This is a genomic window from Cetobacterium sp. NK01 (assembly GCF_024506395.1).
GTDB classification, from domain to species: Bacteria; Fusobacteriota; Fusobacteriia; order Fusobacteriales; family Fusobacteriaceae; genus Cetobacterium_A; species Cetobacterium_A somerae_A.
On sequence record NZ_JANIBO010000002.1, the window covers coordinates 193,446 to 218,499 of the forward strand.

22 protein-coding genes are annotated in these 25,054 nt (G+C 27.5%); 9 read left to right on the forward strand and 13 right to left on the reverse strand.

The window, feature by feature from the left end; translation table 11 throughout:
• Positions 1–44: 44 nt before the first annotated feature.
• Positions 45–1,049 carry an aldose epimerase family protein gene (locus tag NON08_RS10105; protein WP_256691441.1) on the reverse strand — a complete coding sequence of 335 codons (1,005 nt, stop codon included), beginning with the start codon at positions 1,047–1,049 and terminating at the stop codon, positions 45–47.
• A complete protein-coding gene (locus tag NON08_RS10110; RefSeq protein WP_256691442.1) occupies positions 1,046–2,218 on the reverse strand; it encodes an ROK family transcriptional regulator in 1,173 nt (390 codons plus the stop codon). Before NON08_RS10110 ends, NON08_RS10105 begins: the two co-directional genes overlap by 4 nt.
• A 191-nt stretch (positions 2,219–2,409) precedes the next feature.
• Between NON08_RS10110 and NON08_RS10115 the strand changes: the two genes are divergently transcribed.
• The 4 genes from NON08_RS10115 to NON08_RS10130 are packed head-to-tail and all read left to right on the forward strand — an operon-like array spanning position 2,410 to position 6,202.
• The gene (locus NON08_RS10115; protein ID WP_256691443.1) at positions 2,410–3,597 is read left to right on the forward strand and encodes a galactokinase; all 1,188 of its coding nucleotides are present in this window, start codon (positions 2,410–2,412) and stop codon (positions 3,595–3,597) included.
• Complete coding sequence (galT, locus tag NON08_RS10120) at positions 3,597–5,084, forward strand: UDP-glucose--hexose-1-phosphate uridylyltransferase (protein ID WP_256691444.1); 1,488 nt, start codon at positions 3,597–3,599, stop codon at positions 5,082–5,084. Before NON08_RS10115 ends, galT begins: the two co-directional genes overlap by 1 nt.
• Before the next feature lie 29 nt (positions 5,085–5,113).
• Positions 5,114–5,398 carry a GIY-YIG nuclease family protein gene (locus NON08_RS10125; protein WP_256691445.1) on the forward strand — a complete coding sequence of 95 codons (285 nt, stop codon included), beginning with the start codon at positions 5,114–5,116 and terminating at the stop codon, positions 5,396–5,398.
• A 15-nt stretch (positions 5,399–5,413) separates the two neighbouring features.
• Positions 5,414–6,202 (forward strand): sulfite exporter TauE/SafE family protein, encoded by a 789-nt coding sequence (locus NON08_RS10130; RefSeq protein WP_256691447.1) that lies wholly within the window; start codon positions 5,414–5,416, stop codon positions 6,200–6,202.
• A 37-nt stretch (positions 6,203–6,239) separates the two neighbouring features.
• Here NON08_RS10130 and NON08_RS10135 read toward each other — a convergent pair whose 3' ends face one another.
• The 5 genes from NON08_RS10135 to NON08_RS10155 form a co-directional block, all read right to left on the reverse strand.
• On the reverse strand, positions 6,240–7,649 hold the full coding sequence (locus NON08_RS10135) for an alpha/beta hydrolase (RefSeq protein ID WP_256691448.1): 1,410 nt from the start codon (positions 7,647–7,649) through the stop codon (positions 6,240–6,242).
• A gap of 116 nt (positions 7,650–7,765) precedes the next feature.
• Positions 7,766–7,987: a YMGG-like glycine zipper-containing protein gene (locus NON08_RS10140; protein WP_256691450.1), complete on the reverse strand. Its 222-nt coding sequence runs from the start codon at positions 7,985–7,987 to the stop codon at positions 7,766–7,768.
• A 78-nt stretch (positions 7,988–8,065) separates the two neighbouring features.
• On the reverse strand, positions 8,066–8,305 hold the full coding sequence (locus tag NON08_RS10145; RefSeq protein ID WP_256691452.1) for a TIGR03905 family TSCPD domain-containing protein: 240 nt from the start codon (positions 8,303–8,305) through the stop codon (positions 8,066–8,068).
• A 43-nt stretch (positions 8,306–8,348) separates the two neighbouring features.
• Positions 8,349–8,765 (reverse strand): RrF2 family transcriptional regulator, encoded by a 417-nt coding sequence (locus NON08_RS10150; RefSeq protein ID WP_256691453.1) that lies wholly within the window; start codon positions 8,763–8,765, stop codon positions 8,349–8,351.
• Positions 8,766–8,860: 95 nt separating this feature from the next.
• Entirely contained in the window at positions 8,861–9,067 is a 207-nt protein-coding gene (locus tag NON08_RS10155; RefSeq protein WP_256691454.1) for a hypothetical protein, read from the reverse strand.
• Positions 9,068–9,244: 177 nt separating this feature from the next.
• Here NON08_RS10155 and NON08_RS10160 point away from each other — a divergent pair, with 177 nt between their 5' ends.
• From NON08_RS10160 to NON08_RS10180, 5 genes are all read left to right on the forward strand, one after another.
• Positions 9,245–9,937 (forward strand): hypothetical protein, encoded by a 693-nt coding sequence (locus tag NON08_RS10160; RefSeq protein WP_256691455.1) that lies wholly within the window; start codon positions 9,245–9,247, stop codon positions 9,935–9,937.
• Positions 9,938–9,990: 53 nt separating this feature from the next.
• Entirely contained in the window at positions 9,991–11,823 is a 1,833-nt protein-coding gene (locus NON08_RS10165) for a sigma factor-like helix-turn-helix DNA-binding protein (protein ID WP_256691457.1), read from the forward strand.
• A 110-nt stretch (positions 11,824–11,933) separates the two neighbouring features.
• Positions 11,934–14,795 (forward strand): UvrD-helicase domain-containing protein, encoded by a 2,862-nt coding sequence (locus NON08_RS10170; RefSeq protein ID WP_256691458.1) that lies wholly within the window; start codon positions 11,934–11,936, stop codon positions 14,793–14,795.
• Positions 14,792–16,723 (forward strand): [FeFe] hydrogenase, group A, encoded by a 1,932-nt coding sequence (locus NON08_RS10175; protein WP_256691460.1) that lies wholly within the window; start codon positions 14,792–14,794, stop codon positions 16,721–16,723. Before NON08_RS10170 ends, NON08_RS10175 begins: the two co-directional genes overlap by 4 nt.
• Before the next feature lie 84 nt (positions 16,724–16,807).
• Positions 16,808–18,250, forward strand: coding sequence for a DUF4403 family protein (locus tag NON08_RS10180; RefSeq protein ID WP_256691461.1), 1,443 nt, complete (start codon positions 16,808–16,810; stop codon positions 18,248–18,250).
• Between the two features lie 33 nt (positions 18,251–18,283).
• On the opposite strand, the gene NON08_RS10185 is transcribed toward NON08_RS10180, so the two are convergent.
• The 6 genes from NON08_RS10185 to NON08_RS10210 all read right to left on the reverse strand — a co-directional run bounded on the left by NON08_RS10185 (position 18,284) and on the right by NON08_RS10210 (position 24,968).
• Complete coding sequence (locus NON08_RS10185) at positions 18,284–19,231, reverse strand: Gfo/Idh/MocA family protein (RefSeq protein WP_256691462.1); 948 nt, start codon at positions 19,229–19,231, stop codon at positions 18,284–18,286.
• Between the two features lie 62 nt (positions 19,232–19,293).
• A complete protein-coding gene (locus NON08_RS10190) occupies positions 19,294–19,932 on the reverse strand; it encodes a cyclodeaminase/cyclohydrolase family protein (protein WP_256691463.1) in 639 nt (212 codons plus the stop codon).
• Between the two features lie 8 nt (positions 19,933–19,940).
• Entirely contained in the window at positions 19,941–21,188 is a 1,248-nt protein-coding gene (gene hutI, locus NON08_RS10195) for an imidazolonepropionase (RefSeq protein ID WP_256691464.1), read from the reverse strand.
• A 21-nt stretch (positions 21,189–21,209) separates the two neighbouring features.
• Complete coding sequence (gene ftcD / locus NON08_RS10200) at positions 21,210–22,106, reverse strand: glutamate formimidoyltransferase (RefSeq protein ID WP_256691465.1); 897 nt, start codon at positions 22,104–22,106, stop codon at positions 21,210–21,212.
• Positions 22,107–22,119: 13 nt separating this feature from the next.
• Positions 22,120–23,652: a histidine ammonia-lyase gene (gene hutH, locus NON08_RS10205; protein WP_256691466.1), complete on the reverse strand. Its 1,533-nt coding sequence runs from the start codon at positions 23,650–23,652 to the stop codon at positions 22,120–22,122.
• A 17-nt stretch (positions 23,653–23,669) separates the two neighbouring features.
• The gene (locus NON08_RS10210) at positions 23,670–24,968 is read right to left on the reverse strand and encodes a Na+/H+ antiporter family protein (RefSeq protein ID WP_256691468.1); all 1,299 of its coding nucleotides are present in this window, start codon (positions 24,966–24,968) and stop codon (positions 23,670–23,672) included.
• Between the last annotated feature and the right edge of the window lie 86 nt (positions 24,969–25,054).

The following is a 25,054-nucleotide window of genomic DNA, read 5'->3' on the forward strand; positions in this document are numbered from 1 at the left end:
AATTTATAATCTTTTTTCACATTTTATTTACATTTTATCTGTATTTAAGCATTAAAAACAAATGTTGTATTTGTATTATAACTTTGTTTTTCACCATAAATTTTAGCTTTTCTAGGCATAAAATTAAAAATATCTGGATAATCTTGCATTTCAAAACATATACCATTATGCTTTTTATCTAAAAAATTCCCTGTATATATAACTGCTATCGGTTCACTAGATTTAACTTTTATACTTCTTCCACTTTTTTCATCTTTCAATTCAATATCATATTCAAATTTCTTTGAAAGTTGGAAAGGATGATCAATTCCTCCACCAACAATTTTAATTTGCTCATGATTAGATTTCAAAATATTATTTAATTTTTCATATATTTCAAATTGAACAAACTTATTTTCGGCTTCTAATTTTACAGGAATAGTATTCTTATCTACCCATCCATAGCTATTTGCATTAATTTTTAGTAAACTTTCTTTTATATCTTCTTTACTATTTCCACTTAAATTAAAATATGAATGATTTGTTAAATTTATATATGTTTCTCTGTCACATTCTCCAAAATACTCTATATTTAATCTATTTTTTTCTAAAGTATATATTACCTTAAAGTTCACTTCTCCAGGAAATCCATTTTCTAAATGAGGACTTTTATATGTTAATATCAAAATTCCTTTTTCTCCCTCTACTCTTGCTTCTCCTAACCAAACTTTACTATTTAGTCCATTTGGTCCTCCATGTAAATTATTTCCACTATTATTTTTTTCAAGTTGATATACTTTATCATTTATTTTTAAAAGGCCATCTTTTGTTCTTCCTGCAATTCTCCCAGTTATACATCCATAAAAGTACTCATTTTCTTCATAATCTTTTAAATTATCATAACCCAACACTATATTTTTGTATTTGTTTTTGTTATCGGGCGTTTTTAAAGATTTTATAATGCCTCCCAAAGAAATTATTTCCAAATCTACGTACTCATTTTTTAAATTATATAGAAATACTTTTTCTCCTTTTAAAGTTTCGCCAAATTTTCGTGTACTTAATTTCAAATTTCATCCCTCCATATATTTTTCTTAAATAGATTATGTCTTACTACTGATATCGGGTTATAAGTATGCATCTCATCTAAAATATCAGAAACTATTAAGTCGTATTTTTGTTCCTCTAAAGTTACTTTTTGCAACTCTAGTTTTAATGTATTTAAAAGTAATTTCTCTTTAAATAATTCTCCTACTAATATTATTTTATCTGGATTTATCAAAGATATTATCATATCTATGCTATGAGCTATTATTACCATTGCCTCTGTACTTATTTTAGTACTTAAAAAATCTCTTTCTTTTACTCCTTCTAGAACATCTAAAATTCCAATCTGTCCTTTTGATATTAATTTCTCTTTTAAAGAACTGTAATTATTTAACTTTATCATAGATACTAATCTATTTATAATTGCCTTATTAGAAGCCTCAGCTTCTAAGCATCCTCTTTTACCACACGAACATTTTCTTAAACTGCTTCTATCCATTACTACATGGCCTATCTCACCAGATATAAAACCATGCCCAGATAATAAAGTTCCATTTACAAAAATAGAACTTCCTATTCCTTCTGAAACATTTAAAACAACATAATTTTCACTTTCTTGAGCATTTCCAAAGTATTTTTCTGTTAATGCCATAGCTCTAACATCATTTTCAATTACTGTTGGTAATTGAAATCTATTTTCTATTTTTTCTTTTATTTTTATTTTTTTTCTTTTATAGTGAGGTGAAAATACGATAATTCCATTTTCCGAATTTATAAGTCCGGTGATAGCCATTGATATTACCTTTATCCCACTTTCATCTTTCAATTCTTTATCAATTACTTCTTCTAAATACTCAGTTAATTCTTTCGTTTCATCAATTTTATAGCTTTTACTTTTAAAAATCTCTCCCGCTATATTTCCAACTGATACAACTAAAGATGTAGGAGTTAATGATATCCCCAATATTTTTCCTATCCAATATTTATTTAGAGATAAATCAATTGCCCTTCTTCCACCCGTTGATTCTCTTTGAGCAACTTCTAAAACTATTCCACTTTGTAGAAGAGGTTCTATAGATTTTGTTATTGCTGCAGGAGTTAAATTTAACTCTTGTGCTATTTTTTTTCTTGATATTTTATTTTTATTCTTTATCATCTCTAATATTCTCAATTGAGATTGTGTAAATTCCATATATTCCTCCCTATTTATCTATAATTTTATAATACCTCTATACTATACTTTAAGTCAATGTATTTAACTTCATCTTTTTTTACTTTTTTAATTAAGTTTGTTTTAAAACTTTAATTTTACTTTTAACTAATCTATTTTTAAAGTATACTCAAATCAAAATAAATAAATATAGATAAAGGGGAGAATAATTTATGGAACTTATTACAAACTTAGTAAAAAATTTTAAAAAAGAATTCACAAAAGAAAATAACACTCCAGCAGAGGTTTTCTTTGCTCCAGGTAGAGTAAATTTAATAGGTGAACACATTGATTACAACGGTGGAAAAGTTTTTCCATGTGCATTAGATTTTGGGACTTATGCAGTTGTTTCTAAAAGAGATGATAAAACTTTTAGAGTGTATTCTGAAAATTTTAAAAATTTAGGTATCATTGAATTTTCATTAGATTCTTTAATTTATGATAAAAAAGATGATTGGGCTAACTATCCTAAAGGCGTTATTAAAACTTTTTTAGATGCTGGTTTTAATATAAATAGTGGTTTTGATGTTTTATATTTTGGAAATATTCCAAATGGAGCTGGTCTTTCATCTTCAGCATCAATTGAAGTTTTAACTTCAGTTATTTTAAAAGATCTATTTAAATTAGATATTAACATGGTAGAAATGGTTAAACTAAGTCAAAAAACAGAAAATGAGTTTATTGGAGTAAATTGCGGTATTATGGATCAATTCTCTATTGGAATGGGAAAAAAAGATAATGCTATTCTTTTAGATTGCAACACTCTTGATTATAGCTATGCTCCGTTTATTTTAAAAGACGCCTCTATCGTTATTGCTAATACAAATAAAAGAAGAGGTCTTGGAGAATCAAAATACAATGAGCGAAGAGCTTCTTGTGAATCAGCATTAGAAGACTTAAAAAATAGTGGTTTAAAAATCTCTTCTCTTTGTGATATGAATATGAAAATTTTTGAAGAGAACAAACACCTTATAAAATCAGAGGAAGCTATCCCTCGTGTTAAACATGCTGTTAGCGAAAATGAAAGAGTATTAAAAGCTATGGAGTGCTTAAACAATGGAGACATAAATACTTTTGGGGAGCTTATGAATAGTTCTCATACCTCTTTAAAAGATGATTACGAAGTTACTGGATTTGAACTTGATAGTCTTGTTGAGGCTGCTTGGGAAGAGCAAGGAACAATTGGTTCTAGAATGACTGGAGCTGGTTTTGGTGGATGCACTGTTTCATTAGTTAAAAATGAATATATTGAAACTTTTATAAAAAATGTTGGAAAAAAATACAAAGAAAAAACAGGTCTTGAAGCTGCATTTTACATTGGAAATCCAGGAGATGGAGCTAGAAAGTTAGGTGATTTTTAATGATTTTTTCTTTAATTCAAGAAGTTTTAAATTATGCCTTAAATAAAAATTTAATTGATTCGTCTGAAGAAATTTACTCTAGAAACTTAATATTAGATGTATTAAATATCGATGATTGGAAAATTGAAAAAGTTAAAGGTGAAAGAGATATTGAACTTATTCTTTTAGATATCTGTAAGTGGGCAATTATCAATAACTTAATAAATGATTCTCCTGCTGAAATGGAACTTTTAGATACAAAAATAATGAACTGTGTAACTCCAAGACCAAAAGAAGTTATAAGACAATTTAATGATGATTTTAAAGTTTCACCAGAAATTGCCACTGCTAACTACTATGATTTTTCTAAAAATACTAATTATATTAGAGAAGCTCGAATTAAAAGAAATCTTCATTGGTTTTCAAAAACTTCTTATGGAGATTTAGAAATTACAATAAACTTGGCAAAACCTGAAAAAGATCCTAAAGATATCGAAAGAGAAAAAAATATGCCTAAATCTTCATATCCTAGCTGTCTTTTATGTCTAGAAAATGTTGGTTATAGAGGACGTTTAAATCATCCTGCAAGAGAAACTCATAGAGTTATTCCTTTAAACTTAAAATCTGAAAATTGGTATTTTCAATTTTCTCCTTATGTTTATTATAACGAACACTCCATTGTATTTTGTGAAGAGCATAGACCAATGAAAATGGGAAAAGATACTTTTGACAGACTTTTAGAATTTATAGAATTATTTCCTCATTATTGTATTGGTTCTAATGCGGATCTTCCAATCGTTGGAGGCTCTATTTTATCTCACGATCATTATCAAGCTGGAAAACATACTTTTCCTATGGAGAAGGCTCCTATTGAAAATTATTTTTCTATGAAAAATTTCCCTAACATAAATTGTGGGACTATCAAATGGCCTATGTCAGTGATTAGAATTTCATCTAAAAATAAAGAAGAGTTATCAAAAGCAGCTGAATATATTTTTGAAAAATGGAAAAATTATACCGATGAAAGTGTAGATATTTTAGCTTACTCTAAAAATAATCCACATAATACCGTAACTCCTATTGCTAGAAAAGTTAACAACGAATTTCAAATAGACTTAGCTTTGAGAAACAATAGAACTTCATTGGAGCATCCTATGGGAATATTCCATCCTCATAGTGAGGTTCATAATATAAAAAAAGAAAATATTGGTCTTATAGAAGTTATGGGATTAGCTATTTTACCTGGTAGATTGCAAGAGGAAATGTTTCTTTTAGAAAAAGAGTTGAGAAATTCAAACTGGGAATCATCTTTAAAAGAAAATTCAATTCTTAATAAACATTACAATTGGATTAAAAATATAGTTTCTAAAAATCATGGAGAGATAACAGTTGATATATTAAAAGAAGAAATCGGAAAAACGTTCTCTAAAGTTTTAGAGCACGCTGGTGTTTTCAAAAGAGATGACATTGGAAAAAAGGCTTTTCAAAAATTTACTAATACATTATAATATAACAAAATTATTATAGTGGAGAAGATATGATTTCAAATAAAAAATGGTACGTCTATATTTTAAGATGTGAAAACAACTCTTTATACACAGGAATTACAACAGATATTGAAAGAAGATTTAAAGAACATCTATCTGGAAAAGGTGCTAAATACACTAAAGTTCATAAACCATTAAAAATAGAAGCTATTTTCCTTCAAGAAAATAGATCCTCTGCTACAAAAGAGGAACTTCGAATAAAACGTCTTACAAAATGCAAAAAAGAGATATTGTGCAAATCAGCTTTTAATGATATACTCAAAATAAATAATTAACTAGGGGGCGTTTTAATGTTAGAAACCTTTTTTTCAGAGATTTCTTTAATTAACTTTATGTTTTTAGCATCAGCTTGTTTTTGTGCAGCTTTTGTTGATGCAATAGCTGGTGGGGGAGGATTAATAAGTTTACCTGCTTTTTTAGCTGCAGGTCTTGATCCACATATGGCGCTTGGAACAAATAAGTTAGCGGCTTTTTTCTCAAGTAGTGGAAGTGCATTCAAATTCGCTAGATCTGGAAAAATAAATTGGGATTTAATTAAATATTTAATTCCATTCTCTTTTATAGGAGCTATTTTAGGAGTTAAAGCTGTTATATTAATTGACTCTAAATACCTTTATCCTATTGCTTTTTTCCTACTAGTTTTTGTTCTTTTATACACTTTAAAAAATAAAAATTTAGGAAGTCATGATGGATATAATGGAACTAATTCTAAAAATTTAAAACTAGGAATTTTAATGGCTTTTGCTTTAGGTTTTTATGATGGTTTTTTTGGTCCTGGTACTGGATCTTTTATAATATTCGCATTTATTGAAATTTTTAAACTTGATTTTATTAGAGCTAGTGGAAATTCTAAATTTTTAAATTTAGCTAGTAATATTGCCAGTGTTATAACTTTTATTTACTATGGCAAAATAGCCTATATGTATGCTCTTACAGTTGGAATCGTTATGTTAATTGGAGCCAATGTAGGTGCTAAAGTTGCAGTCACTAGAGGAACTAAATTTATAAGACCTGTTTTTCTCATAATTACAACTATTGTTACAGCTAAAATGGCAATTACATTTTTACAACAACTTTAAAAAAAGTCCCCTTTTAATATAAGGGGATTTTTTAAGTTTATTCTAATACCATATTTATATCATCTTCTATATACTGAAAAAACTCGTTATATCTAAGTCTATATAATAAATTCGGTGAAAGATAAAGTGAATTATTTTCACCTTTTAAATTTAATTTTCCCAACATAGAATCTTTTCCGTAAATTTTATTGTTATATGATATCGGAATTGCAACATGTGATAATGAAAAATTTGATGGATTCCACTTTAAACTACTATTTTTTTCTTCAAAAAATTTTCCTTGATTATAATTTAAAATTTCTATACCTTCATCTGTTTTGGTGTTAAAATTAGATATAAAAGCTACATTAAATTTAAAATTTAAATCTTTTATTTCATTCTTTAGATTCAATCTAATTAAATTTGGTTTAAAAAATTCTTCAAATTTTCTATTTACATCAAAAATTACTAACTTATTAGATGGATTTTCCATTTTAAAAAAAATATCATACAAATCTTTATCTAAAACAGTAGAATCTACAAGAGATGTATAACTATATATAGGTGGTAGATTCTTTCTTTCTTCAATACTTAATTTTGAAAAATTTAACTTAGCTTTTTTTATTAAGTAGTATACTTGTATCCCTGGATTTTTAGGAAAAGAATTATATTTAGCCGGGTCATATTCTGGATTTATATCTAACCATTGAAATTTTTTAAAATACGGTATCATACTTACCCACATATCTAAAAATCCAAATTTTGCTGCTGGTGATACTCCCATAGCTGGCGATAACCAAAATACTTTTTTAGGTTTTAATAAAGTGCTATCTTTTTTCATATTACTAGTTATATATTGTAAAGTTGCTGCTGCCCCTGTTGAAAATCCTACCATATAAAACTCTGAATTATTTATATTTTTTAATTTTTCTTTTATCATTTTAGAACCAAATACTGCCGTTTCTTCAAAATCACTTTGTGATATCTTCGTTAGTTCTCCTGGAAATGTTCCATGATACTTATACCTCATTCCAAGAACATAATATCCCTTATTATAAAAAATTTTAGCTAAATCTCTCATCATATATGGTGAATCTGTAAGTCCGTGCAGTAACAATACCCCACCTTTTATATTTTGAGGAATTAATTCGAAAGATGCATTAATATTCCCTCCTTTTTCATCTATTGGAGATAATATTCCATTTCTTGAAAATCTAGTTAAACTATCATCAGATTTTATTTCTACTTCTGAAAAAGTTTTCTCTAAAAAATCTTTTTCAGTTGCTAAATACTCCTCAATTGTTGTAAAATTTTTATAATCTGGTTCATTATATTTGCTTTTTTCATGCCATCTCTTTAAATCAGGAGCTGTTTTATTATATATATACGCTCTCACAAATTGGATACTTAAAATTATTATTATAAGTAAAACTGTTATTTTCTTTAATAATTCAAATATTTTTTTCATTTTTCTCCTAAATATTATTTTAATACAAATCAATAAAAGCTACTATCAAACTTTTTTGATTTGACAGTAGCTTTTCTTTTATTTTAATACTAAACTAATATGTACAAAGTAATCCTTTAATTACCTAATACATTACCTGTTTTATTGTAGTTATCCACTGCTGCTCCACCTAAAGCTCCTACACCAGCTCCTATTAAAGCACCTTTAGAATCTCCTAAAGCAGAACCTACTAAAGCTCCAGCTCCAGCTCCTACTAGGGCACTTTTCTCTCTAGATGTCATATTTGAACATCCAACTAATAATAATCCTAAAATTAAACCTGCAAATAATTTTTTCATTTTAAGGACCTCCTTTAAATTCAATTAATATAATATGTTTTATTTATACAACTAAATATTAAAGTTTCCTTTGAAATTTTAAACTAACTCTCTCAATAATTTCGCCAATTGATCAGGACAAGAAGTTCCTCTTTCTGAACAATCAATTCCTTCTAATCTTTTTATAACTTCTTCTATAGACATACCTTCAACTAATTTTTCAATAGCAACAGTATTTCCATCGCATCCGCCAAAAAATTCAATTTTTTCAATAATATTTCCCTCTAATTTAATTCCAATCTCTTTTGCACAAACACCTTTTGTTTTTAAAATTTTCATTTTCCAAAATCTCCCTTTAAAATTCTTGCTAATTTAAAGATTATTAAGAGTCAAATCCAGAGCAATTCTCTAACTTATCCATAGTTATTTTCTCCAGTTCCTCTTTTATCTTTATATTTACTCCTTCTAATCTACATCTTAATCCACATAAAGCCATTTTAGAAGTTGTGCAACTTGTTTTATCTTCGAAGCAGCCATTTACCTTAATTCCACCTTCTAAAACTTCTACTATATCGTACACACTTATATCTTCAGGTTTCTTTGCAGCAACATATCCACCTTTTGCACCACGAAATGATTCTACTAAATCAGATGAAGTTAATTTTCCAAGAATTTTTAGTGTAAACCTTATAGAAACACCTGAAATTTCAGAAATCTCCTTTGCATCCATTTTTCTATTTGCTTCACACAATAAAAGTACGATTCTTATACCGTAATCAACTTCTCTACTTATTAACATTGTTCCTCCATTTTTTTTTATTTCAATACTAATATTGTAGACCATTTTTCAGTATAAATCAATACATATTTTATATAATTTAATTGATTTTCACATCAATTGAAAAGGGTAAAAAATAATATAACAATAAAATCTACTATAAAAATTTTAGTTAGAAGACTTTTTCTATACATTGGATTACTAAATAATCTAATATAATCATTTATCCCTAAATACCCTCTATATTTTTCATTCATAAAAAAATATGTAAAAGCATCAAAAGTTAGTACTATTAAGTTATATATTATCAACCTTTGAACCATGTATTCCTCCTTAAAAATCTTTGATATAGTAATATATTACTTTATGTATTATATATTGTCAAATATTTGAAGAATACTATATTTTAAATTGAATTTTTGATTAAAATGAATTATAATGATATCAGTTAGTATAATATCTATATATAAATAAAGTATTAATCTATAAGGGGGAGAGACATGAGTTTTTTATTTAAACTTTTTAACAATAAGAACATCAAGGAACTCGAAAAAATTAATCTAACTTTAAACCAAAAATTATTAAATCTTCAGAAAGAGTTAGAAGAGAAAGAGGTTCTTATTAGCAACTACTCTTCTTTACAATCTAAGCCAAATACTGACTATTCTAAACAATGGCAACTTATGGAAAAAAACCTTAGAAATCTACAAGAAGAAAATAGAATGTTAAAAGAAAATTTTATTAAATTAAATAGAATTATTCCTAAGCAACAGTGGCAATACTCTTTTTTAGTTGATTTACATCATTTTTATTCAGCTAATAAATTTGTTAGCATCAGAGAAAAACTTTTTGAAGCTGGAATTAAATATTTACAAGATATAAATGAAGAAATGTTTTCAACAATTTTAAAAGAGGAACGTTATGTACAAGAGGGGCTTCAAAAATTTTTAGACTATAAAAATGGGGTTGTTGATTGGGATGTGAAAACTTTCCTAATAAAAGGCGATAGAGTTACAAGAATTTATCAAAAATCTAGAAAATTTTTAAATATTTTATCTGAAAAAAATATTGAGTTTATGGTTGAATTAGAATCCTTTGACTTTCAATCACTTAGTGAATCTGGATTTTCTCAAGAGGATATTGACGCTTTTAAACAAAAATATGAATCATATAATGCCGAAAGAAAAATATAATAGCTTTTACCTAGTTTATATATTAGGCGTAGAGTTTTGGGGAGGAAATTTTGATGAGTACATACAAATTATGGTGCAACTACCTTAGAATTGATAGATTTATTTATCCGGATGAAAAAAAATTAAAATTTTTAAATTTTTGTCAAGAAAATAATGCTATCTATCTATCTGAAATAGATGAGGAGTTACTAACTCAATACTCCAAAGTACCTGGTGTTGGTCCTGGAAGAATTGCAGATATAAAAAATGATCTTTCAGAGATTGTAGAAAGATTTTCAAAGCAAAAAACTTTTAAAAAGATTGTTGATTGTCGTTTAGATAATATAATTTTCAATATTAAACATATTGAAGGAATTACTGTTGGAGAATTTTTGAACTATACCCAAAAAGATATTGACTCTTTACATCTATCTAATAATGAGTTAGAAAGAATCTATGAAATATGCACTACTACTCTTCCACTAGAAGAAACTTTAAAAAAAATTAAAAGTACTCTTTCTCAGGAAGATATACAACTTTTAATAGATAGACTTGAAAATAATAAAACATTAGAGGAAATCGGAAGCCAAAGAAATATAAGTCGTGAGAGAACAAGACAAATAGAGATAAAATTAAAACAAATTATTGCAAATATATTTAGAAATACAAATTTAAATATAGCTTTAAAAATTGAAGCTAATTTTAAAGATGAAATATCTTTATGTGAGATGTCTAAGCTTTTTGGTGATAATTATCGTTTTTTAGTTAGCTTTTTGAAAAGAAATGAGATTTTCTCAAGACCTTTTTATATTGATTTTTTAGATTTATTCCTTTTTGATAGAAGAGAAAGATTTTTTAAGATCTTTTATTCTCTAGAGTTTACTAATATCTTAACTACTGAAAATGTAAAAACAATTAGAAGTAGTTTTAAAAGCTTTAAATGGATAACTCAAGATGAAATCGAAAAAATAATTACAAAACTTGGATATGAAAAACATGGGAAATATTATGTTCAAAATAGTGGGTACAAAGATATTCTTGAACTTTATTTTGTAAAATTAGTTTCTCATCCTTTAAGAGTTGATGAAAATACCATTAAATTAATAATAGAAGATATCAATTCAAGATTAGATTATAATCTTTATTCTGAAGAAATAAAAAATATGAATGATAATACAGCGATATATTTAGCTCGTAGATTAGAAGGGTTATTATCTAGAATAGATGGTATTATAATGACGGATTCAAGAACTTATATTCATATAAATAAAATTAAATACAATGTAGAAGAGTTTTTAAATCTAAAAAATACTATTTTATCTTTTAATGAAAATTATATTGATAGTATTGCTGTTTATAAAAATTTAGAAACTACTTTAAATAGTATTGGAATTTATTCTGATCACGTTTTTTACTCTCTATTTAAATATCATTTTGCCCAAGAGCTAAATTTAACTACAAATGGAAATAGTAGAGTTTTAACTATTGGAGACCAAGGTTTTAATAGAGTTGAAGAGCTTGAAAAATTTATTGAAACTGAAGGAAAAATTCTTGAAAAAAGTTATATTCAAGAAAAACTTAATTATTCAAATGTTTCTTTAAATAATGCTATTGATAATTCAAATAAAATTATAAGTTTTGATAGATCATTTATTGGTCTTATAAATTTTGTCCAAATGACTAAAAATGAAATTGAACTTTTTAAAACTTTAGTTATTTCTAACGATAATGATGGAAATATATCTATTCCAGAATTAATAAGTAAAATAAATTTAAATAAAAGCTTTAAAGCTTTTATCAAGAAAAATAATATAAATAAATACTTTATTGCATCTTTAGTTAGATATTACTTCCCTGAATATAAAGGCGGTTGTAACTTATTAAGCAAAAAAAGTATTATTAAATGATTCGAGTCTGGTTAAATCTAGACTCTTTTTCTTTTTAATAAGTTAAATATCTTGAAAATTTAACTAAAATAATATAATATCTAATTAAGTCAAATTTTTGGAGTATGCTTATGAAATTTTTAATTACTGACTATTTTTTTAAAAGTGTACCTATAGAAAAAAATGAAAAAGTTTTAGATAAACTTTATTTTTTTTATAACACTATTAAAAACTATAAAATTTTAACCTATAACTTGCCAAAAGGCTATTGGATAAAAAAAATTGCTGGTACAAATTCATTATATGAATTTAGAATTGATAGTGGTGACCGAATTTTTTTTCTATTTAACACTATTATTCGTGATGATAGTCAAGGAAGTATTATTTTTTTAATCTATTCTTCTCATGATATGGCTGTAAAAAAAGCTAAAAGAAAAGAAGTTAACAATAGTAATCTAAAAGAATTTATTGTATTTGATCAAGATAATAATATTACATCAGTTGATGAGAACTTTTTTAATTATAATAACTTAATAACTTATGAAATTATTCAAGATTCTCACTTTATTGAAAATTTTGAAAATAAAAAATATAAATACTATTATCTAAATGATGAACAATATTCATGCCTTATTGATTCTCCACCATACTTTGTCGCTGGAAGTGCTGGAAGTGGAAAAAGTACAATAACCCTTAGAAAGCTATTAAATCTAGAAGAAAATCAAGAATTCTATGACATGTCTAAAGTTTTGTATTTAACATCTAATAGATATTTAAAAGATAACTCTTACGAACAATATCTAGAATTTCGAAAGTCCAACATTAAAATAGGGAATTTTTTTACCTTAAAAGAATTTTTATGTAAATTTTTAAATGTTTCTTCCAAGCAAATTGTAGAATTTTCTAAATTTAAAGAGTTTTTTATTTTTTCTTATCCTAATAGAAAAAAAATTGAACTTTCTATTGAAGAAATTTACTCTGAAATAAATGGAATAATTAAAGGCCTTATGATAAAAGGTGAAGCTGATAATTGGAATAGAAATCTTTCTAAATCGTCTTTATCTTTAGAAGATTATTTAAATTTAAGCTCTAAATATTCCACTTTAAATAGAGAACAACGTATATTTTTTTATGAAGTTTGTCAAAAATATAATCTTTGGTTAAAGAAAAACAATCTTTTTGATTTAAATGACTTATCCATTGAACTTTTAAAAAATGATATTACTTTTGATTTTATAATAATCGATGAAATTCAAGACTTAACAGAGTTACAAATTTTTGCTTTAACATCTCTTGTTAAAAATAAAGATAATATTTTTTTAGCTGGAGATATACATCAAATGATAAATTCTACTTTTTTTAGCTTTGAAAGAATTAAAAATCTTTTTTATTCAAGGTATAAACAGAAAGTTAATATTAAAGTACTATCTAAAAATTACAGAAGTTGTAAAAAAATAGTAGATTTAGCTAATTACTTTGGTGAGTTAAGAAGCTCACATATAGGTAACTTGGGTAGCGATGATTATAAAGAGATTGCTATTCAAAAGGATGGAGAAGTTAATCTAACATCTGTCAACCTTTCTCTTTTAGATAATGCCCAAAATGATGCTCATTCGGCAATTGTAGTTGCTAACGAGGCCGTAAAATCAGAGCTTCTTGATAAATTACAAAATAAACATAGAATTTTTACTATTCAAGAGATAAAGGGATTAGAATATACTAATATTATTTGTTACAATCTTTCTTCAACATATCAAGAACAATGGAAAAAAATTTTTGCTAAAAATGCCAAACACGATCAAAAATACAGAAAATATTTTAATATTTTTTATGTTGGTATAACTAGAGCTCAGGAAAACCTTATAATAATGGAATCAAATATATATGATAATCAAGTTCTAAAAGAACTACATAGTTTTTTAACTCCTAACGAGAATATAAATATTACTAAAAATAAAGATAATATACTGAGAGAAAAAGAAGAGTGGTTGAAAGAAGGAATTAAACTGTACAAATTAGAACAATTAAGTGAAGCTCAATATGCTTTTGAAAAAGCAGGAGAACCAACTTGGATTTTAGAGCGAGATATTGAAAATGATATTTCACAACTTAACTTTAAACACGCTATAAATAAATTATCTATAAAATCTTTAAAAAGTAAAGAAGTCTATTACAGAAAGTTAATAATTGACACTGCAATTGATAACAACCTTTTCTTTATAGCTGCTGAATCTAATCGAATCTTTGGTATTTCTTACAAAGATAAGGAAATTAAAGAGGGCATAAAAAAAGGTATTGAAGATAACCTTTTTACTCAAAAAGAACTTCAAAAAATAATTCAATTATATAAAGAAAAGAAGGATTCTAGTTTCGTTGGAGATTTACTATTAAAAATGAAACGATTTAATGAAGCTTTAATATTTTATCAAAACTTAAATAATCCAGTTGGAATACGTTTAGCTAGAACTGGTATTTTAGAAGATTTTTTTAAATTTTTACCTAATTTCCAAGAAAAAATCTTTGAATTAGATGATATTATTCTTAATAAAAATATCAATAGTTTCGATAAAAAAGATAAATTAACAGCTTTACATAGAGCTCTTTTAATAAAAGAAGATCCTATTCTCTTTGAAATGATTCTACATTTAGGAGGTAACATAAATACTTTTGTTAAAAGTAAAGAATTAGTTCCTTTTTACTGCTTTAATAAAATGAATCTTTCAAAAGAGATTCAACTAAAATTCTTAGATGTCTTTACTAAATTTAATTTTGATTTTAATAATACTCAATTTTTTCAAATATATTTAAAAAATATTAAATTATTTAAGCTTTTAATAAAAAAAGGAATTTTACACTTAAATATCTTCTCCGAATTAATTGATAAAGCACTTATTAATTTAGAAGATATTTCCAATGACAATGTTGAAAAAAGGAAATTAATTTTATATAAGAATATAATTAAAAACTACAAAAATAAAAAGGAGAATTTATGAACAAGAAACAAAACTTACTTAGAACAACTTTAGGTTCTGTCTTTATGGAAAGTGATCTTATGGGAGGCCTTGTAGGAGAGAATAGGCTTATTACAATCTCTGGTAAAGTTAATAACCCTGGAATTTATGAAATTCCTGAAAATGCAACTCTAAAGGATATTTTAGATATTGCTGGTGGTATGAAAAACGGTAAAGACTTCAAAGCGGCTCAATTTGGTTTACCTTTTGGTGGGTTCGCAACAAAAGAGTCTTTAAATGAAATTGTTGATTTTGATCATTTTTTTGATTCAAAGCATCCAAAAGCATTGATAGTTTTATCTAATGAAAGCTGTGTTGTCCAATTTGCAAAATATTATATTGAGTTTATTTTAGGAAAATTATCTAAAGGAGAATACAGAGAATATCTTATTGCTAAATTTGAAATAGAGAGATCTTGGAGGGTTTTAGATAGAATTTCTAAAGGTAAAGGAAATATGAGAGATTTGTATCTTTTAAGACAACTATCTAAAAATATAAAAGAAACTACTCAACAAAAACACAATCTTATTGAAGAAGCTATTGATGCTTTTTATCACGAATTTGAAGAACATATTGAAGAACATAGATGCTATACTGGAGAGTGTCCACAACTTGTTAAATTTAGAATAACAAGCAAATGTATTGGATGTACTGCTTGCGCTAGAGTTTGTCCTGTTCATTGTATCGAGGGAAAAATAAAAGAAAGACATCGTATTGACATTGAAAGATGCACTCATTGCGGTCAATGTGTTGCTGCCTGTCCTGTAAATGCCATCAATGAGGGTGATAACAGTTTAAAATTCTTAAGGGATCTTTCGACTCCAGGAAAAATAGTAATTACACAAATGGCTCCTGCTGTTAGAGTAGCTTTAGGAGAAGCTTTTGGATTTGAAGCTGGTGTTAATATTGAGAAAAAAATTAATGGTGCTTTAAGAATGCTTGGAGTTGACTATGTATTTGACACTACATGGGCTGCTGATTTGACTATTATGGAAGAAGCTACTGAATTTCAACAAAGACTAGAAGCTTTCTTTAAAGGTGATGACAATGTTAGACTTCCTATTCTTACATCTTGTTGTCCTGCTTGGGTTAAATTTATAGAACAAAGCTATCCCGACATGTTAGATGTTCCTTCAACTGTTAAATCCCCTATGCAAATTTTTTCAACTATTGCTAAAGATATTTGGGCTAAAGAAAAAGGTTATAAAAGAGATGAAGTAACTACAGTTGCTATTATGCCTTGTTTAGCTAAAAAATATGAAGCTGCAAGAGATGAATTCTCTAGAGGAGATAATTATGATACTGATTATGTTATTACTACTAGAGAATTAATCAAGATTCTAAAAGAAACTGAGATAGATTTAAATGCTGTTGAAGAAGAAGAGTTTGATAATCCATTGGGTGAATACTCTGGTGCAGGTATTATTTTCGGTAGAACCGGAGGAGTTATTGAGGCTGCTACAAGATCTACTATTGAAATGATTACAGGTGAGAGAATCGATAATATTGAATTTGAAGCCTTAAGAGGTTGGGATGGATTTAGAAGTTGTGATCTAACAATTGGACATATAGAACTTAGAATCGGTATTGCTCACGGACTTGAAGAAGCTAAAAAAATGCTTGATAAAATTAGAAGTGGTGAAGAATTCTATCACGCTATAGAAATTATGGCATGTAAAGGTGGATGTATTGGTGGTGGTGGTCAACCTAAAGCCATCAAAAAACAAGAAACACTTGAAAAAAGAGCACAAGGTCTTAATAATATAGATACAGCTTCTGAATATAGAAGATCTCATGAAAATCCTCAAGTACTAGCAATTTATGAAAAGTATCTAGATTATCCTTTAAGTAGAAAAGCTCATGAACTTTTACATACTAAGTACTTTCCGAAAATAAAAACACACAGATAAAAATAAATTTGATATAGAAGCCTATAAATAGGCTTCTATATTTTTACTCCTATTTAATGATTAAATTTTTAACAAGGAGGTTTTATGAAAACTAAAAACTTTTTTTATTTTTTAACTTTAGGTTTATTAATAAATTCAAATATTTATACTGAAGATACTTCTTCTAAAATCGATATTGATATTACTATGAAAAAATCTATTGTTGAAAATATTATTAACAATCAACTTCCATACACTATTGAAGATACAGGTTCTGGTAATCAAATCTTTAATGGAAATAAAAATAATATCTTAGGTATGGGATTAGACATTCTTGGAGCTGTAGATAAAAAGTTTTCACAATTTTCCGAATCTTTTGTTTGGGCATATAAAATAAATCGTTCACCTATTAGTTTTTCTGCACAAGAACAGGAAATTCAAGCCATAACTGATATCAGCGGTTTATTTAAAGCAAGCTGGAGTAGACAAAGTCAGAGTACAGAGATTGCTTTAAATGGTACTGCTGGAATTAATAGTATCGTTAGTATCTCACCTAATTGGCAAATAAATGCTAACAGCAAACCCTTTTTAAATATCTCTAATAATGATCTGCCTTTAACTCTAAATATTTATGGTCTTAGTTTCAAAACTGATATTAACATTGGAGATAGCCTGGAAAAAAGTGTTGTTTCAAAATTAAGAAAAGCTACTAATGAACTTGATTCTAAAATACAATCTTTTGATCTTAGATCATTAGTAGAAAAATATTGGCTTAAATTTAAAGAACCTATACTTGTAAATCCTGAATATAATCTTTGGTTAACAGTTAACCCTAAATCAGCAAGATATTCAAATCTTGTAACTACACAAGATCAACTAGGAATTAAGGTTGGAACAGATACTGATCTTCATCTTTATTTTGGAGAAAAGCCTTCTCCTGTTAACCTTACTACACTTCCGAGTATGAACTTTGGTTTTGTTAATGATTCTTTTAATATTATTTTACCTGTTTCAGCCTCATATAAAAGCTTAAATGAAATTATAAATAAAAATCTAGATAACAAAGAGTTTAAAATTTTTTCTGGAGTTTCTTCTATCGTAAAAAATATAACTTTATCGTCTGAAACTTCAACTCTTAACGCTGTTACTGATTTTAGTTTAAATATTTTTGGCTTTTTAAATCCCACTGGAACTATAAAAGCTAATGTTAAGCCAAGTTTTGATCAAAATACAGGAACTTTAGTTGGTAATAATTTTGACTATTCCCTTGAAACTAATAGTTTTATTCTTAAATTTGTTAACTCTATATTTAAAAATAAAATAAAGGAAACTATTCAAAATAAATATTTATCTTTTAATTCTACATCTGAAATTAAACTTGCACAAAATTATTTGCAACAGAAGGTTGAAAATATTGAATTAGAAAAAAATGTACATCTAAAATCATCTATTAATACATTTAAAATCATAAATTTAGATATAAATAATGATTTTATATCTATTACATTTAATACAACTGGAAAATCTAGTTTAGAAATTTCTGAGTAAAATACAAAAAAGAGGAGTTCAAACTCCTCTTTTTTAATTACTTCTTAATATTTTTATAACCTCTTTGGATATCTCTTTCGTATTAATTTCTGATTCAACTTTTCCTAATTTTATTAATTGTAAAAATTCTTGCAATTCATAAATCATACTATTTTCTTCTTGAGGTACACTTATATCCTCTATCTCTCCATTTTTATAATAAATTTTAACATTTTCTATATTTGATATACCTGTTATTACAATAGATCCTTTTTCTCCTTGAATCTCACTCCCTATATAACTATTTGTTATTTTAGAATATACAATTGAAGCTACCATATTTTCATATTCTAAAATTACAGTTCCTATTCCAGATACTCCACTATCTAAAATATACTCTACTTTTTCACTCTTTAGAGGATTTCCAAAAAGTTTCAAAGCAAAATACAATGGATAAACTCCAATATCTAAGTTTGCTCCTCCACCAAATTTTGGATCAAAAATATTTGTTAACTCTCCATTTTTTAAATTATCGTATCTCGATGAATATTGACAAAAATTTCCTATAAAACCTCTTAGAGGTCCAATTTTATCTAAACTTTTTTTTATTATTTTAAAATTTGGCAAAAATGTATTTTTCATTGCTTCCATTAATGTCATTTTATTTTTGTATGCAACTCTATACATTTCTTCTACTTCTTGTTCAGTTACTCCCATTGGTTTTTCACACAAAATATGTTTTTTATTCTCTAATAGTTTTAAACTTTGCTCAAAATGTAATGAGTTAGGACTAGCTATATAAACCATATCTATATCTTTTCTATTACAAAGTTCTTTAAAATCTACAATTATATCATCCACTTTATAATTTTTAGCGAACTCATAACCTTTTTCATAACTTCTAGAATATACTGCTTTAAGTTGACAATCTTTCACTTTTTCGACTGCTTGGGCAAATTCATGAGATATTTTACTTGTTCCAATAATCGCTATTTTTACCATCAATTTTTCTCCTTTTAAATTTAATAAAAAAGATGACACAAGTGTGTCATCTCAACTTTTAACTATACACTGTCATTAACTACATTCAAAATTTCATCCTTAATCTCCTTTGAAGATATCAAGATTCTTTCTAACTGATTTAAAGTTTCCATTTTAAATATCTCATCGTTTAAACTACTTAAGTTTATCTTAACATTTAAAATTCCACCCTCTATCCCCGAATATAATAATATTGTAGATACACCCAAATCTGTAATTGCATTTTTATTTCCATATTTTAATATAATTTTTAATAATTTTAAAGTTTTTTCTGAAATTTTACAAATTTCTAAAGGTGTTTCAATAGCTAATTTTAAATTATTTTCTATTGTTATTCTTCTTATTTTTATTTCATCTTCTGTTTCTTTAGGAAGTTTATATCCTGCCATAACTAGGTTATATGCTACTGTATCTTTATCAATTAATTCTTCTAGTATTCTTCTACAATCATTAAGCTCGTCAAAAGCAGATTTAAAATTTTTTTGCTCCCATTCAGGTAATTCCTTAAATTTTTTTTTATCAAAAGTTAAATGAGCAACCATTCGTCCTAAAGTGCATCCTAGTGCAGATACTAAAGCAGATACTGATCCTCCACCAGGGGCTGGACTTTTTGAATCTACTATATTTAAAAAATCATTGACCGATAAATCTACTAACTTCATTTTCCCTCCTATTTTTTAAAAACTAAGCATCCATTTTTAAAAACTTTTTTTGTATGATTTACTCCAAAATGATATAAAATATACTCTATATTTTTTGCATCAAACATTACAAAATCAGCCTTTTTTCCCTCCTCGATAGATCCAATTCTCTTTTCTCTTCCAATGGACTTTGCAGCATTTATTGTCACTGCTTTAAAAATCTCTTTAGGTTTCATTTTTAATTTTAATGCTGCTATTTGCATAATTAACTGCAGATTTTCTGTTGGACATGATCCTGGATTGTAATCTGTAGATAAAGCAACCTGTACTCCTTCATCTATCATTTTTCTTGCAGGAGCATAATTTTTACCTAAACTAAATGATGTCCCTGGTAAAATATTTGCGATTGTTTTGCTATTTTTTAAAGCCTCTATTCCCTCTTGACTTATTGCCATTAAATGATCAGCAGAGTACATATTTAATTCTTTTGCTAACTCAGCTCCCTTGGTATTCACAATTTCATCTGCATGTATTCTTAATTTAAATCCATATTTTTGAGCTTCTAAGTACATTCTTTTACTTTCCTCATTGGAAAATACTCCCTCCTCACAAAATACATCAAAAAATTCAGCTAAATTTCTTTCTTTTATTATTGGTAATAAATCAATTACTTTTTGTATATACTCATCCCGTTTATCTCTATATTCTTGGGGTAATGCGTGGGCTCCCATAAACGTTGATACAATTTCTATTTCTTGCTCATGGTTTAATCGCTCGTTAACTCTTAATTGCTTTAATTCTGTCTCATTATCAAGTCCATATCCACTTTTAGATTCCACAGTTGTAACTCCAAAAGAAAGCATTGTTCTTAATGTTTTTTTTGCCTTATCTAAAAGCTCATCCTCTGATAATTCTTTCGTTGCTTTTACACTGCTTAAAATTCCTCCCCCCTTTTTTAAAATATCTATATATGGAACCCCTTGAATTTTATCTAAAAATTCATTTTCTCTAGAGCCTCCGTGCACTAGGTGAGTATGAGAGTCTATCATTCCTGGAACTACTACACATCCTTCTGCATCAACTAGTTTTGTTGTAAATTTTATCAATTTCGATGGAACTTCTCCATGACCAACTGTCATTATTTCATTTCCTGAAATAGCTATATATCCATTTTCTAAAATCTCTATATTTTCCATCGGACTTTCATTCTCTTTTAATGGCAATTCTTTTCCAGTAACTAATTGACCTATGTTGTAAATTATTAAATCTGCATTCATAAACTCACCTCATAAAAATTCTTATTTCAACAATTCATTTTCGATTATTTTGTCAACTTTAAATCCATCTAATCCCAGATAGTATTCAATTGAATCAGAAAGTGCTTCCATCGGAACTGCGCCTATTATTTCACTTCCAAGAACATTAACTCCGTATCTTCTAGCTTCCATCTTAACAGCTTCAAAAACTCTATAGATTGGATTTTTTTTATAATCTTTTATATTCATAGTAACTTGAACAATCCCTTTTTCCTTCATTTCAGCTGGTCCAGCCTGAATAAATCTAAATCCACCACTTGAAAATCTTATAGCTTTAGATATCTCTTTAGCTATGTTTATATTTGTTGTATCTAAATTTATATTAAATGCTATTAATGGCATTCTCCCTCCAACAGCTGTAACTCCTGCTGTTGGATGAGGTGCTCTCTCTCCAAAATCTGGTTTCCATTCTTCTATCTTTAACTTTTCTTTCATCCCTTCATACTCACCTTTTCTAATAGAAGGAAGAGAAACTCTATTTTGAGCTGTTGCAGATTCTTCATATAAAAATATTGGTACTCTATACTCTTCCCAAATTTTTTGAGCTACTATTTTTGAAATCTCTACACATTCAGCCATTGTTATATCTTTTATAGGAATAAATGGAATAACGTCTGTTGCTCCCATTCTTAAATGTTCTCCTTTTTGAGTATTCATATCTATTAATTCTGTAGCTATTCCTACAGACTCTACTACAGCTTTTATTATATCTTCAGGCTCACCTATCACAGTTATTACAGTTCTATTGTAATCTGCATCTGGTTCACATCCCATAAATTTTATATTTTTATTTTTTTTAAACGGTGCTGCTATTTTTTCTATCTTTTCCAAATCCTTTCCTTCACTATAATTTGGAACACACTGAACTAATTTTTTCATTTTACTCCCCCAATTACATTTTTAACTTTCCTACATTTTCTTCAACTTTTTCAATTATTTTATTAGTTTTTATTAACTCTTCAACTTTTTCAATATCTATATACATAACTCTATCTTTATCATAAAATTCTACGATTTCCCTTACTAAAGTATGAGCTTCATTTGTCCCTTTTCCTAATCTTTTAACATCTCTTAAATCTATTCCTTGGCATGCAGCTAAAATCTCCATTGCAACAACTTTTCTTACATTTCCTAAAATTTCATTGGCTTTTCTTGCCGCTATAGTTCCCATTGATACATGGTCCTCTTGATTAGCTGACGATGGTATAGAGTCAACTGAAGCAGGATGAGCTAAAACTTTATTTTCAGAAACTAATGAGGCTGCACTATACTGAACTATCATAAATCCAGAGTTTACTCCTCCATTTTCAACTAAAAATGCAGGTAATCCATTATTTAAAGATGGATTAACCAATCTTTCTAATCTTCTCTCAGATATATTAGCCATTTCAGCTAAAGCTATTCCCAAAAAATCAAATGGTAATGCCATTGGCTGCCCATGGAAATTTCCACCTGATAATACCTCATTCTCATTTGGAAAAATAATAGGATTATCTGTAACTGCATTCATTTCTATTTCTACTTTTTCTCTTATATAATTTAAAGCATCTTTACTTGCTCCATGAACTTGAGGTGTACATCTTAATGCATACGGGTCTTGAACTCTTAATTCTCCCTGTTTTGTTATTGATGTACTATTTTTTAAAATTTTATTTATATTTTTTGCAGTATTAATTTGACCTAAGTGTCCTCTAACTTCTTGAATTTTTGGATCAAAAGCACAAATTATTCCATTTAATGCTTCCATAGATAAACTTGCTGCAATATCTAAATGTTTCATTAAATTTATTGCATCATATATAGCGTGAGCTCCAATAGATGTCATAACTTGTGTTCCATTAATAAGAGCCAATCCTTCTTTAGAAGATAAACTTTTTATAGGTTTGACTTTAGCTTTCTTTAAAGCTTCTTCACCTTCATAAAGCTCGCCTTTATAATATGCTTTTCCTAAACCAAGCATAACTAAAACCATATGAGATAGTGGAGCTAAGTCTCCCGATGCACCTAATGATCCTTTTTCAGGTATATAAGGAGTCACACCTTTATTAATCATCTCTACCAATAGATCTAAAACTTTCTGACGTATTCCAGAATGTCCTTGAATTAAATTATTAACTCTTAATAACATTATTCCTCTAACTTGATCTATTGCTAGTGGATTTCCAACGCCACAAGCATGACTTATTATTAAATTTCGCTGTAAAGTTGCAGTTTCCTCTTTAGAAATAACTGTATCTGAAAATTTTCCAAATCCCGTCGTTATTCCATAAGATATTTTTCCCTCTTCTATGTAGTCATCAACTAATTTTCTTGCAATGGCAACTTTTTCTTTAGCCTCTTCTGAAATTTTTACTTCATAACCATTTCTTGTTACATTAATTAAATCCTCTAAAGTTAGTCTTTTGTTTCCTATTAGTAGTTCCAAATCAATCCTGCCTCCTTTTAAAATAATACTCCTCCAATAACTCCTGCTATAATAAGTGGTATGTTATAATGCATAAATGTTGGAATACAAGTATCCCTTATATGATCATGTTGGCCATCAGCATTTAATCCTGCTGTAGGTCCCAACGTTGAATCCGAAGCTGGAGAGCCTGCATCCCCTAAAGCACCAGCACACGCTATTAATACAATTGTTCCCATTGGAGATATACCTAACTCCATACATAATGGTACATAGATTGCTGCCAAAATTGGTATTGTCCCAAAAGAAGTTCCTATTCCCATTGTTACAAATAATCCAACTAATAACATTACAAAAGACCCCATCAATTTGCTTCCACCTACAACTCCTACAACTCCTTGAACTAATGGTGCTATAGCTCCAGTTTCTCTTATTACACTTCCGTAACCTGCAGCAACTAGCATGATAAAAGCTATTAATCCCATTATTCCAATACCACCACTTATCAACCCATCAATTTCATTCCATCTAATAACTTTTGTAGCCAGCATAAATCCTATTGCTACAATAGCTCCCAATGGTAATGAACCTGTATATAGTTGTATTCCAAAAGCTATAATTGCAGATATTAACGTGTACCAATGTTTTAGTTCCATTTTTTCTGGAACATCTTCATGGATTCCTCCTATTGATAAATTTTTGTACTCTCTTGGTTTACTATAACTTGCAAAAATTGCAATTAAAAGTCCAATTAGCATAGCAATTCCTAGAATCCAAGTTGCTTTCCAAACTTGATTTAGTTCTATATTCATTCCATTACTTACAATTTGATCTCTTATTATTCCATGGAATATTAAACCAAAACCTACTGGAAGGACAATATACGGCATTTTTAATCCAAATGTTAGCGAACATGCCATTGATCTTCTATCCATTTTTAAACTATCCATTAACTTTAATAAAGGAGGTATTAAAATTGGAATAAAAGCTATATGAACTGGTATTAAGTTTTGAGAAAAACAAGCTATTACAGCTATTATTAAAGCTAGTATCCATTTTTTCCCACTTACTACTTTAGAAATCTTTTTTGATAATAAAGCTGCTACTCCTGTACTATTAATAGCTACTGCTAAAGTACCCAAAAGAATATAACTTAAAGCTGTTTCAGAGTTTCCTCCCATCCCTCCTATTAAAGTTCTCATAGTTTCATTAACACCTATTCCCGAAGTTGCTCCTGCTACCAAAGCTGCCACTAATATTGCTAGAATTACATTTAATTTTAATAAACTTAGTACAATCATAGTAGTAACCGAAAGTATTACTGGATTAAAAATCATATTAGCCCTCCCTATTAATTTTTTAACTTCTTTTAGTGGTACTAATATTACCTCACAGTTATTTTGAAGTCAATAGCAAAATAGAA

What these genes read in the sequence shown, in the direction of transcription:
- NON08_RS10110 (WP_256691442.1), bottom strand. Translation starts at nt 2,218, where the DNA reads ATGGAATTTACACAATCTCAATTGAGAATATTAGAGATGATAAAGAAT.
- NON08_RS10115 (WP_256691443.1), top strand. Translation starts at nt 2,410, where the DNA reads ATGGAACTTATTACAAACTTAGTAAAAAATTTTAAAAAAGAATTCACA.
- galT (WP_256691444.1), top strand. Translation starts at nt 3,597, where the DNA reads ATGATTTTTTCTTTAATTCAAGAAGTTTTAAATTATGCCTTAAATAAA.
- NON08_RS10125 (WP_256691445.1), top strand. Translation starts at nt 5,114, where the DNA reads ATGATTTCAAATAAAAAATGGTACGTCTATATTTTAAGATGTGAAAAC.
- NON08_RS10130 (WP_256691447.1), top strand. Translation starts at nt 5,414, where the DNA reads ATGTTAGAAACCTTTTTTTCAGAGATTTCTTTAATTAACTTTATGTTT.
- NON08_RS10135 (WP_256691448.1), bottom strand. Translation starts at nt 7,649, where the DNA reads ATGAAAAAAATATTTGAATTATTAAAGAAAATAACAGTTTTACTTATA.
- NON08_RS10140 (WP_256691450.1), bottom strand. Translation starts at nt 7,987, where the DNA reads ATGAAAAAATTATTTGCAGGTTTAATTTTAGGATTATTATTAGTTGGA.
- NON08_RS10145 (WP_256691452.1), bottom strand. Translation starts at nt 8,305, where the DNA reads ATGAAAATTTTAAAAACAAAAGGTGTTTGTGCAAAAGAGATTGGAATT.
- NON08_RS10150 (WP_256691453.1), bottom strand. Translation starts at nt 8,765, where the DNA reads ATGTTAATAAGTAGAGAAGTTGATTACGGTATAAGAATCGTACTTTTA.
- NON08_RS10155 (WP_256691454.1), bottom strand. Translation starts at nt 9,067, where the DNA reads ATGGTTCAAAGGTTGATAATATATAACTTAATAGTACTAACTTTTGAT.
- NON08_RS10160 (WP_256691455.1), top strand. Translation starts at nt 9,245, where the DNA reads ATGAGTTTTTTATTTAAACTTTTTAACAATAAGAACATCAAGGAACTC.
- NON08_RS10165 (WP_256691457.1), top strand. Translation starts at nt 9,991, where the DNA reads ATGAGTACATACAAATTATGGTGCAACTACCTTAGAATTGATAGATTT.
- NON08_RS10170 (WP_256691458.1), top strand. Translation starts at nt 11,934, where the DNA reads ATGAAATTTTTAATTACTGACTATTTTTTTAAAAGTGTACCTATAGAA.
- NON08_RS10175 (WP_256691460.1), top strand. Translation starts at nt 14,792, where the DNA reads ATGAACAAGAAACAAAACTTACTTAGAACAACTTTAGGTTCTGTCTTT.
- NON08_RS10180 (WP_256691461.1), top strand. Translation starts at nt 16,808, where the DNA reads ATGAAAACTAAAAACTTTTTTTATTTTTTAACTTTAGGTTTATTAATA.
- NON08_RS10185 (WP_256691462.1), bottom strand. Translation starts at nt 19,231, where the DNA reads ATGGTAAAAATAGCGATTATTGGAACAAGTAAAATATCTCATGAATTT.
- NON08_RS10190 (WP_256691463.1), bottom strand. Translation starts at nt 19,932, where the DNA reads ATGAAGTTAGTAGATTTATCGGTCAATGATTTTTTAAATATAGTAGAT.
- hutI (WP_256691464.1), bottom strand. Translation starts at nt 21,188, where the DNA reads ATGAATGCAGATTTAATAATTTACAACATAGGTCAATTAGTTACTGGA.
- ftcD (WP_256691465.1), bottom strand. Translation starts at nt 22,106, where the DNA reads ATGAAAAAATTAGTTCAGTGTGTTCCAAATTATAGTGAAGGAAAGGAT.
- NON08_RS10210 (WP_256691468.1), bottom strand. Translation starts at nt 24,968, where the DNA reads ATGATTTTTAATCCAGTAATACTTTCGGTTACTACTATGATTGTACTA.